Origin of the sequence: Streptomyces sp. NPDC059355, from assembly GCF_042752335.1 — a bacterium.
GTDB lineage: Bacteria > Actinomycetota > Actinomycetes > Streptomycetales > Streptomycetaceae > Streptomyces.
Genome location: NZ_JBHYXN010000036.1, coordinates 80,030 through 89,195, shown reverse-complemented (window position 1 = coordinate 89,195; position 9,166 = coordinate 80,030). Strand labels below are relative to the sequence as shown.

Genomic DNA, 9,166 nt, shown 5'->3' with positions numbered 1-9,166 from the left:
AACTCCGGCGGATAGTTCTTCATGACCACGAGAAGTCCGTTCTCAGATCCTCAGGATCCAGTGTCTCGTGTGTTCAGGATCCGGGGTCAAGGCCCGTCTTCATGGCAGGCATCAAGCCCGGTGTGGGCGCAGCACTCTCCGTAGCGCTCGGCGTTGCCACCGGCTACGTCACCAACGTCATCACCGACCGGTGGAGCTGGTCCCTGGCCATCGCCCTGGGGGTGCTCGTCGCGGCCGCCGCCGCACTCGCGTGGTGGGACAGGGCCCACGCCGACACACGGCCTCCGCGCACGATCGTCCGGCAGACCGCCCAAGGGGGCTCGGAGATCACCGGAGGCACCATCACCGCGCGGCGCGGATCCGATGTCACGGAGAGCGCCGAGAACGGGGGCACGATCCGCAATTCCACGATCGAGGCGGGCGAAGCGGCCCAGGTGGAGCGCAAGGCGGAGGACAGCCGGATCGAGGACAACCGGATCATCACGGACTGACCCGGGTGGGGGCAGGCCAGGCCCACTGCGAGCCTGCCCCACCCCTGTCCGCCCGCGCGTGCTACGCGCTGTCGTCAGTCGGCCGCGCGCGCGACACCGATCGGGCAGCTGACTCCCGTGCCGCCGATGCCGCAGTAGCCGTCCGGGTTCTTGTCCAGGTACTGCTGGTGGTAGGGCTCCGCCGGCCAGAAGGGGCGCTCCGCCGCCGGGAGGATCGCCGTCGTGATCTCGCCGTAGCCGGACGACACCAGGACCTGCTGGTACGCGGTGCGGGAGGCCTCGGCCTCCGCCTGCTGGGCCTCGGAGTGGGTGTAGACCGCCGAGCGGTACTGGGTGCCGACGTCGTTGCCCTGGCGGAAGCCCTGGGTGGGGTTGTGCGACTCCCAGAACAGCTTCAGGAGGGTGGCGTACGAGACCTGCGCCGGGTCGAAGACCACGCGGACGACCTCCGTGTGGCCGGTCCGGCCCGAGCACACCTCTTCGTACGTCGGGTTCTCGGTGAACCCGCCCTGGTAGCCGGCCAGAGTGGTCCACACCCCCGGGGTCTGCCAGAACTTGCGCTCCGCGCCCCAGAAACAGCCCAGGCCGAAGTCCGCGACCTGGAGCCCGGCCGGGTAAGGCCCGGCGAGCGGGTTGCCCAGCACCGTGTGTCGGTCCGGGAGCGAGAACTGCGGGGTCGCGCGGCCCTGGAGGGCCTCCTCGCGGGTGGGGAGCTCGGGCGTGCGGCGGTACGAGAACATGATTCCCTCCTAGTGGTGCTCCCTTCAACGGCCGAGGGCGGACCGGGATTCCCCCCGCCCCCGCCCCCGCCCACCGCGTCACACTTTCGTCATACCCGCGTCCGCCGCCCTGGGGCCGTACGGGCCCCGCGGACGGCGCCGGGTCAGTGGGGGAGGGTGGCCGGGGAGCCGCCGTTGGCCTCGTAGCCGGCCACCGCGAGGGCGCGGAACAGGGTGTACTGCGCCGCCGGGTCCGGGGAGACCGACCACGGGAGGGCGCCCACGCAGCCGTCGATGTGGCGGATCTGCTCCATCGCCTCGGCCCAGCGCTCCATCGGCACCAGGAACGACAGCAGCATGTGCCGTACGTGCGCCAGCATCGGGTCGTCCTGGCGGGCGGTGTGCACCGCGTACAGCGCGCCCTCCACGGCCCGGGTGACCACCGCGCCCCGCCAGTAGTTCGTCAGGACCACGTCCGGCACGTGCTCGTACACCGCGAACAGCGGCAGCGCGGCCAGCAGCGAGCCCTTCGGGGCGCGGGCCGCCGCCGCGTGCGCGAAGGCGTCCGCCTTCTCCCGCGAGCCGTGCCACTTCTCGCACCAGTAGTGCAGCGCCGCCAGGTGCGCGCCCATGTGCGCGGGCGCGACGTCGATGACCTTCGCCCAGAGCGCGTCGAACTCCGCTTCCGAGTACCCCAGCGCCCGCGCCACCGCCAGCTCCGTGATGTGCGGGACCGGGTCGCCCGGCGCCAGCAGCGCCGCCTTGCGGCAGGCCTCCCGGGCTTCTTCCAGGATGATCCGGTGGTCCGTGGAGCCCACGCCGCCCGAATGCCGCCAGGCCTGCTGCACGAGCAGCTCCGCGTGCACCTGCGCGCCGCCCGCGTCCTTCTCCGCCTCCAGCCGCCACGCCTTCAGCCAGCGCGCGCCGACCCCCGGCTCCGCGACCAGCTCCAGCGCCGCGGCCCCGCCGAAGGCCTGGACCCGCTGCCAGCGCAGCTCGCCCTCCTTCGGGGTGCCGGCCAGCAGCTGCGAGGCCGCCTGCCACTGCCCGGTGCGCTGTACGGCGTCCAGTGCGTCCATCAGGTCCTCGTCGGGACCCGGCACCCGGATGTCCAGGTGCTCCTGGCGGGCGAAACCGTAGTTCTCGGGGTCGGCCGCGTCAGGGCTGCCCGGCGCGACCAGGCGCAGGCTGCCGCCCCGCCTGCGCCGTATGTACGGGCTGAAGGCGGCCACGAGCAGGCCGAGCGCGATCAGGAACCACAGAATCTCCATGCCCCCCAGCGAACCAGACGCACCCGCGCGCAGGCCAATGCCCCACCCCGCCGTCCGGCCGGGCACCCCATAAGCTCTGCCCATGAGCGACGACAGCCACGAGCACCAGAGCTTCGAGACCCGCGCGATCCACGCGGGCAACACGGCGGACCCGCAGACCGGCGCGGTCGTGCCCCCGATCTACCAGGTGTCCACGTACAAGCAGGACGGCGTCGGCGGCCTGCGCGGCGGTTACGAGTACAGCCGCAGCGGCAACCCGACCCGGACCGCGCTGGAGGAGAACCTCGCGGCGCTGGAAGGCGGGGCCCGCGGCCTGGCCTTCGCGTCCGGGCTCGCCGCCGAGGACTGCCTCCTGCGTACGCTGCTCTCCCCGGGCGACCACGTGGTCATCCCGAACGACGCGTACGGCGGCACCTTCCGCCTCTTCGCGAAGGTCGTCTCCCGCTGGGGCGTGGAGTGGTCGGTGGCCGACACCTCCGACGCGGAGTCCGTACGGGCCGCCCTGACCCCGAAGACCAAGGTCATCTGGGTCGAGACCCCCTCCAACCCGCTGCTCGGCATCACCGACATCGCCGTCGTCGCCGACATCGCGCGGTCGGCCGGCGCCAAGCTGGTCGTGGACAACACCTTCGCCTCGCCCTACCTCCAGCAGCCCCTCGCGCTCGGCGCGGACGTGGTCGTGCACTCGCTGACCAAGTACATGGGCGGCCACTCCGACGTGGTCGGCGGCGCGCTGGTGGCCGCGGACGCGGCGCTGGGCGAGGAGCTGGCCTACCACCAGAACGCGATGGGCGCGGTGGCCGGACCCTTCGACTCCTGGGTCGTGCTGCGCGGCATCAAGACCCTCGCGGTGCGCATGGACCGGCACGCGGCGAACGCCGAGAAGATCGTGGAGGTGCTGAAGCGCCACCCGAAGGTCACCAAGGTCCTGTACCCGGGCCTGCCCGAGCACCCGGGCCACGAGGTCGCCGCCAAGCAGATGCGCAACTTCGGCGGCATGGTCTCCTTCCAGGTCGCCGGTGGCGAGGAGGAGGCCGTCGCGGTCTGCGGCCGCACCAAGGTCTTCACCCTGGCCGAGTCCCTCGGCGGCGTCGAGTCCCTCATCGAGCACCCGGGCCGCATGACCCACGCCTCGGTGGCCGGCTCGGCCCTGGAGGTCCCGGCGGACCTGATCCGCGTCTCGGTGGGCATCGAGAACGCCGACGACCTGATCGCGGACCTGACGCAGGCCCTCGGCTAGGCACCGGTACGACGAGAGCCGCCGGGCGGTGGCTACCAGCCCTCCAGGGGCGGGGAGACACCGCTCGGCGGCACCTCCCACGGGCGGGTCAGCGAGGCCCACACCGCGAAGGCCGCCGCCGCGGCGGCGAGCAGCGCCCAGCCGACCCGCCGCAGGGCCCGCCGGCGGCGCAGCAGCCGGTCACCGCGGGCCGCGGCACTCGCCGCCAGCCCGGCCGGGACCACCGGGCGGGGGCCTTCCAGCAGCCGCCTGACCTGGTCCTCCTTGCGGTCGGGGGGACTCACGCCGCCTCCTGGGAGCGCACGGCGGCCACCGCCCGGGTGCACAGCGCCCGCACCCGCTCGACCGGCAGCCCCAGCTGGGCGGCCGTGACCTCCTCGGCGACGCCCTCGTACACGCGCAGCACCAGCACGAGCCGCTCCGGCGGGCCGAGCGGCGCGAGCGGCCCCGTACCGCCGCGGTGGCGCCAGCCGGTGCGGGCGAAGGCGGCGCACAGCTCCCGGCGGGTGTGGTCGTAGGGGTCGTCGCGGCGCACCCGGCGCCACTGCGCGTACGTACGCGCCAGCGCGCCCGCGAGCAGCCCGCGGGCTGCGGTGGGCTCGGCCTCCGGCTCGGCGGTCAGCAGGACGGCGACGTGCAGGAGACGCCCCGCCGCCCCTGCGACGAAGGCCTCGAACTCCGCGTAGGTGCGCGGCCCGTGGGCTTCCACAGGCCACATAGTGCGGGCAGCGGGACCACCCGGCCAAGAGGTCGGACGGACTCCGGATCGAGCCGGGGGACCGCCCCCGGCCTCAGGAAGCGGGGCCGGCCTCCGAAGCGGCGCCCATCAGCTCCGACAGCGAGCCGTTGAACCGGGTCAGCAGACCCGTGAACGACTCCCGCTCCTCCCCGGACCAGCCCTCCGTCACCCGGGCCATCAGCTCGCGCCGCGAGGAGCGGACCTCCTCCAGGCGCGAGAGGCCGCGCGGGGAGAGCGCGAGGACCACGGCCCGCCCGTCCTCCGGGTGCGAGGTGCGCTTGACCAGGCCGCTGTCGACGAGCGGCGCGACCTGGCGGGTGACGGTGGAGGAGTCGATGCCCATGCCGCCGGCGAGCGCCTTGACGCCCATCGGGCCTTCCAGGTCGAGCCGGTTCAGCAGCAGGTACGCGGCGCGGTCCATCGAGTTGCGGGCCTGGCCGACCCCGCCCAGGCGGGTCTGCTCCGCGCGCCGGGCGAAGACGGCCACCTGGTGCTGGAGCGCGTCGAGGAGCCCGGCTTCGGCGGACGCCTCGGCCGCCGCGGGCAGGTCGGAATTGGCCGGGTTGGAGGGCATGGCCGTGAGCTCTCTTCGCGTGGGGCCGACAAGGTTGGGGGACAGAGTACGCGGCCGTGGGGCGGCCCGTACGCCTCGTACGAGAACTGATACGGGCGGTACGAACCAAGGGGGCGGACCCGTCCCGGATGGCGTGATTTCGCCCCCTGTGCGCCCCGGATCCCCGCGCTGCGGCACCTGTCCGCCCGGACACGCGTCCGGTCCGTGAGACCCGGGTCCGCTGCCCGGAGCCGTGATCCGTGGGGGCTGCGAGACTGGCGGCATGAACTACCGCGTGCCCGTGCCCGTTCCGCAGGTCATCCTCGACGACGTCCGCGGGGCCCAGAAGATGCTCTCCGGCGTCGCCCGGGTCACGCCGATGGAGAACAGCCGGCACCTGACCGCCCTCACCGGCTCCCCGGTCCACTTCAAGTGCGAGAACCTCCAGCGGACCGGCTCCTTCAAGCTGCGCGGCGCGTACGTGCGCATCGCCGGCCTGCGCCCCGAGCAGCGGGCCGCCGGCGTGGTCGCGGCCAGCGCCGGCAACCACGCGCAGGGCGTGGCCCTGGCCTCCTCCCTCCTCGGCGTCCGCTCGACGGTGTTCATGCCGGTCGGGGCGCCGCTGCCGAAGGTGGCGGCGACGCAGGAGTACGGGGCCGAGGTGCGGATGCACGGGCAGGTCGTCGACGAGACCCTGGCGGCGGCCCAGGAGTACGCGGACCGCACCGGCGCGGTGTTCATCCACCCGTTCGACCACCGCGACGTCATCGCGGGCCAGGGCACGGTCGGCCTGGAGATCCTGGAGCAGTGCCCGGAGGTGCGCACCATCCTCGTCGGGGTCGGAGGCGGCGGCCTCGCGGCGGGCATCGCGGTCGCGGTGAAGGCGCTGCGGCCGGACGTGAAGGTGATCGGGGTGCAGGCGGAGGGCGCGGCCGCCTACCCGCCCTCGCTGCGGGTCGGGCACCCGGTCTCCGTCGACAATCCGGTCACCATGGCCGACGGCATCAAGGTCGGCCGCCCCGGCGACATCCCCTTCCACATCATCGGAGACCTCCTCGACGGCGTCCGCACGGTCTCCGAGGACGCCCTCTCCAGCGCCCTGCTGCTCTGCCTGGAGCGGGCCAAGCTCGTCGTCGAACCGGCGGGGTGCAGCCCCGTGGCCGCCCTGCTGAGCCGGCCCGAGCTGTACGCGGGCGGCGGCCCGGTGGTGGCCGTCCTGTCCGGCGGGAACATCGACCCGCTGCTGCTCCAGCGGATCCTGCGGCACGGCATGGCGGCGGCGGGCCGGTACCTGTCGCTGCGGCTGCGCGTGGCGGACCGGCCGGGGGCGCTGGCCGGGCTCCTGGCGGTGCTGTCGGGGGTGGACGCGAACGTGCTGGACGTGAGCCACGTACGGACCGATCCGCGGCTGGGGCTGACCGAGGTGGAGGTGGAGCTGCACCTGGAGACCAAGGGCCAGGAGCACTGCGCCGAGGTCGCGCGCTCGCTCCACGCCGCCGGATACGCGGTGATGAGGTAGGTCTTGTCCCCTTCGGCGGTGACACAGGGGTGCGGAATCCGGCCGTTTGTGTGAGACTCCCGGCCACGTTCACATGGGGTGGGAGTCTCTCGGTGCACATTCGCGTCAGACCGCAAACGGCGGCCGTCATCGCTCTGGCCGCGTCCGCGGCCCTCGCCCTCGCGGGCTGCTCGTCCTCCGACGGATCCGGTGCGGCGGCGGCGCCGAAGCCGGCGGCCGCGTCCCAGTCGGCCAAACCGTCCCCGAAGGCCACCGGAGCGCCGCTCGGCCGGGACGCCGTGGACGACGAGGTCAAGTCCTCGCTGCGCGCCGCGGGTCTGGACCCCGAGAAGGGGAAGGGCTCGGGCGACGCGAACGCGACGAAGAACGCGAGCGTGGTCGACTGGACCGCGGTCACGACCACGCAGCAGGCCGAGTGGGCCCTGCCGCGGCTGGGTGAGCAGCTCAAGCACCTCGGCTGGCGGGAGACGGCGCCGCAGAGCTACGAGAAGACGGACTGGGTGCTGCTGATCGGCAGCACGAAGCAGTCGAACACGGTGAACCTGAAGTCGACCGAGAGCCTGCTCACCGTCAACGTGACCTACCTCGGCGCGGGCTGACGCACAGCCCGCACGCCGGGCACGTCCCCGCACGCCCGGTCCGGCGGCTCCCGGCCGACATCCGCCGACCGGGCGCCGCTTGACCCACGCCCATAAGATTTGCCTAGGAAAGTACCGGTTTACTGGCCTGATGATCACAGGGGGAATCCCTATGCCAGGCGCCATCTACGCCGAAGGCCTGGTCAAGACCTTCGGCGAGGTACGGGCACTGGACGGCGTGGACCTCGATGTCCCCGAAGGCACCGTACTGGGCCTGCTCGGCCCCAACGGCGCCGGCAAGACCACGGCCGTGCGCGTCCTGACCACCCTCCTGCGGCCGGACAGCGGCAGGGCCGTCGTCGCCGGCATCGACGTCCTCAAGCACCCCAACGAAGTCCGCCGCGCCATCGGCCTCTCCGGCCAGTTCGCGGCCGTCGACGAGTACCTGACCGGCCGCGAGAACCTCCAAATGGTCGGCCGGCTCTACCAGATGAGGGGCAAGGCGGCGAAGGCCCGGGCCGGCGAACTGCTGGAGCGGTTCAACCTCGCCGACGCCGCCGACCGCACCGCGAAGACGTACTCCGGCGGCATGCGCCGGCGCCTGGACCTCGCGGCCGCACTCGTCGTCCGTCCGCCCGTGATGTTCATGGACGAGCCGACCACCGGCCTCGACCCGCGCAACCGCCAGCAGCTCTGGGACGTCATCCAGGAGCTCGTGGCCGGCGGCACCACCCTGCTGCTCACCACCCAGTACCTGGAGGAGGCCGACCACCTCGCGCACGACATCTGCGTGGTCGACCAGGGCAAGGTCATCGCCCGCGGCACCTCGGACCAGCTCAAGGCCCGGACCGGCGGCGAGCGCGTCGAGGTCGTCGTCCACGAGCGCGACCACATCGACGACGCCCGCGCCGTGCTCGCCGGCTTCGGCAAGGGCGAGACCACCGTCGAGCAGCACACCCGCAAGCTGACCGTCCCGGTCAGCGGCGGCGCCAAGCTGCTCGCCGAGGTCATCCGCGAGCTGGACTCCCGCGGCATCGAGATCGACGACATCGCCCTGCGCCGGCCGACCCTCGACGACGTGTTCATCTCGCTCACCGGCCACGCGGCCGCCCTGAACGACGAGGAGGCGCAGAAGTGACCACCCCCTCCCCGACCCCGGAGCTCGCGGCGCCCCGCCCCCGCGGCGGCATCGCCCAGGGCGTCAACGACTCCCTGGTCATCGCCAAGCGGAACCTGATCCGGATGTCCCGGATCCCCGAGGTGATCATTTTCGGCGTCATCCAGCCGGTCATGTTCGTCGTGCTCTTCAGCTACGTCTTCGGCGGCTCGATCAGCGTGGACGGCAACACCTCGCCCGCCGCCTACCGCGAGTTCCTGATGGCCGGCATCTTCGCCCAGACCGTCACCTTCGCCACGGCCGGCGCGGGCGCGGGCATCGCGGACGACATGCACAAGGGCCTGATCGACCGCTTCCGCTCGCTGCCCATGGCCCGCGGCGCGGTCCTGACCGGCCGCACGCTGGCCGACCTCGTCCAGACCACGCTCACCCTGGTCGTCCTGGCCGTCGTCGCCCTGCTCGTCGGCTGGCGCACCCACACGAGCGCCGGCGAGGTGCTGGGCGGCTTCGCCCTGCTGCTCCTGCTCGGGTACGCGTTCTCCTGGATCGGCGCGCTGATCGGCCTGTCGGTGCGCACCCCGGAGGCGGCCACCTCGGGCGGGCTGATCTGGCTCTTCCCGCTGACGTTCATCTCGAACGCCTTCGTCCCCTCCGAGAACATGCCGCCGTTCCTGCGGACCATCGCGGAGTGGAACCCGTTCAGCGCCACCGTCCAGGCGGCCCGGCAGCTGTTCGGCAACTTCCCGCCCGGGTACGAGGCCCCCGCGGCATGGCCGATGCAGCACCCGGTGCTCGCCTCGGTCCTGTGGTCGGTGCTGATCATCGTGGCGTTCCGGACCCTGTCGGTCCGCAAGTACCGCTCCGCGACGGCTTAGGACCGCGGCGCGCAGCAAGGGGAAAGCCCCCGCCGGACCGGTCCGGCGGGGGCTTCCTCGTACG

Annotated in this window: 11 protein-coding genes; 6 read left to right on the top strand and 5 right to left on the bottom strand. The window is 73.0% G+C overall.

The genetic code is table 11. The features are described from left to right. The first annotated feature begins 101 nt into the window (after positions 1-101). Positions 102-491, top strand: a complete 390-nt coding sequence (locus ACFXGI_RS28650; RefSeq protein WP_384712554.1) for a hypothetical protein — start codon at positions 102-104, stop codon at positions 489-491. A gap of 74 nt (positions 492-565) precedes the next feature. On the opposite strand, the gene msrA is transcribed toward ACFXGI_RS28650, so the two are convergent. Both msrA and ACFXGI_RS28640 read right to left on the bottom strand, forming a co-directional pair. After that, positions 566-1,231 carry a peptide-methionine (S)-S-oxide reductase MsrA gene (msrA, locus tag ACFXGI_RS28645; RefSeq protein ID WP_384712551.1) on the bottom strand — a complete coding sequence of 222 codons (666 nt, stop codon included), beginning with the start codon at positions 1,229-1,231 and terminating at the stop codon, positions 566-568. A 143-nt stretch (positions 1,232-1,374) separates the two neighbouring features. Next, on the bottom strand, positions 1,375-2,481 hold the full coding sequence (locus tag ACFXGI_RS28640) for a hypothetical protein (RefSeq protein WP_384712548.1): 1,107 nt from the start codon (positions 2,479-2,481) through the stop codon (positions 1,375-1,377). Between the two features lie 82 nt (positions 2,482-2,563). Between ACFXGI_RS28640 and ACFXGI_RS28635 the strand changes: the two genes are divergently transcribed. Next, positions 2,564-3,721 carry a cystathionine gamma-synthase gene (locus tag ACFXGI_RS28635; RefSeq protein WP_384712545.1) on the top strand — a complete coding sequence of 386 codons (1,158 nt, stop codon included), beginning with the start codon at positions 2,564-2,566 and terminating at the stop codon, positions 3,719-3,721. A 32-nt stretch (positions 3,722-3,753) separates the two neighbouring features. Here ACFXGI_RS28635 and ACFXGI_RS28630 read toward each other — a convergent pair whose 3' ends face one another. The 3 genes from ACFXGI_RS28630 to ACFXGI_RS28620 form a co-directional block, all read right to left on the bottom strand. Continuing rightward, on the bottom strand, positions 3,754-4,005 hold the full coding sequence (locus ACFXGI_RS28630; protein WP_384712542.1) for a hypothetical protein: 252 nt from the start codon (positions 4,003-4,005) through the stop codon (positions 3,754-3,756). Continuing rightward, a complete protein-coding gene (locus ACFXGI_RS28625) occupies positions 4,002-4,430 on the bottom strand; it encodes a sigma factor-like helix-turn-helix DNA-binding protein (RefSeq protein WP_384712539.1) in 429 nt (142 codons plus the stop codon). The genes ACFXGI_RS28630 and ACFXGI_RS28625 overlap by 4 nt, the downstream gene beginning before the upstream one ends. A gap of 82 nt (positions 4,431-4,512) precedes the next feature. Next, positions 4,513-5,034, bottom strand: coding sequence for a MarR family winged helix-turn-helix transcriptional regulator (locus tag ACFXGI_RS28620; RefSeq protein ID WP_384712536.1), 522 nt, complete (start codon positions 5,032-5,034; stop codon positions 4,513-4,515). Positions 5,035-5,296: 262 nt separating this feature from the next. Here ACFXGI_RS28620 and ilvA point away from each other — a divergent pair, with 262 nt between their 5' ends. The 4 genes from ilvA to ACFXGI_RS28600 all read left to right on the top strand — a co-directional run bounded on the left by ilvA (position 5,297) and on the right by ACFXGI_RS28600 (position 9,102). Further along, positions 5,297-6,532 (top strand): threonine ammonia-lyase, encoded by a 1,236-nt coding sequence (ilvA, locus tag ACFXGI_RS28615; protein WP_384712533.1) that lies wholly within the window; start codon positions 5,297-5,299, stop codon positions 6,530-6,532. A gap of 92 nt (positions 6,533-6,624) precedes the next feature. Beyond that, positions 6,625-7,131 (top strand): hypothetical protein, encoded by a 507-nt coding sequence (locus ACFXGI_RS28610; RefSeq protein WP_384712530.1) that lies wholly within the window; start codon positions 6,625-6,627, stop codon positions 7,129-7,131. A gap of 151 nt (positions 7,132-7,282) precedes the next feature. Then, positions 7,283-8,248, top strand: coding sequence for an ATP-binding cassette domain-containing protein (locus ACFXGI_RS28605; protein WP_384712527.1), 966 nt, complete (start codon positions 7,283-7,285; stop codon positions 8,246-8,248). Further along, the gene (locus ACFXGI_RS28600) at positions 8,245-9,102 is read left to right on the top strand and encodes an ABC transporter permease (protein WP_384712524.1); all 858 of its coding nucleotides are present in this window, start codon (positions 8,245-8,247) and stop codon (positions 9,100-9,102) included. The genes ACFXGI_RS28605 and ACFXGI_RS28600 overlap by 4 nt, the downstream gene beginning before the upstream one ends. Positions 9,103-9,166 lie beyond the last annotated feature (64 nt).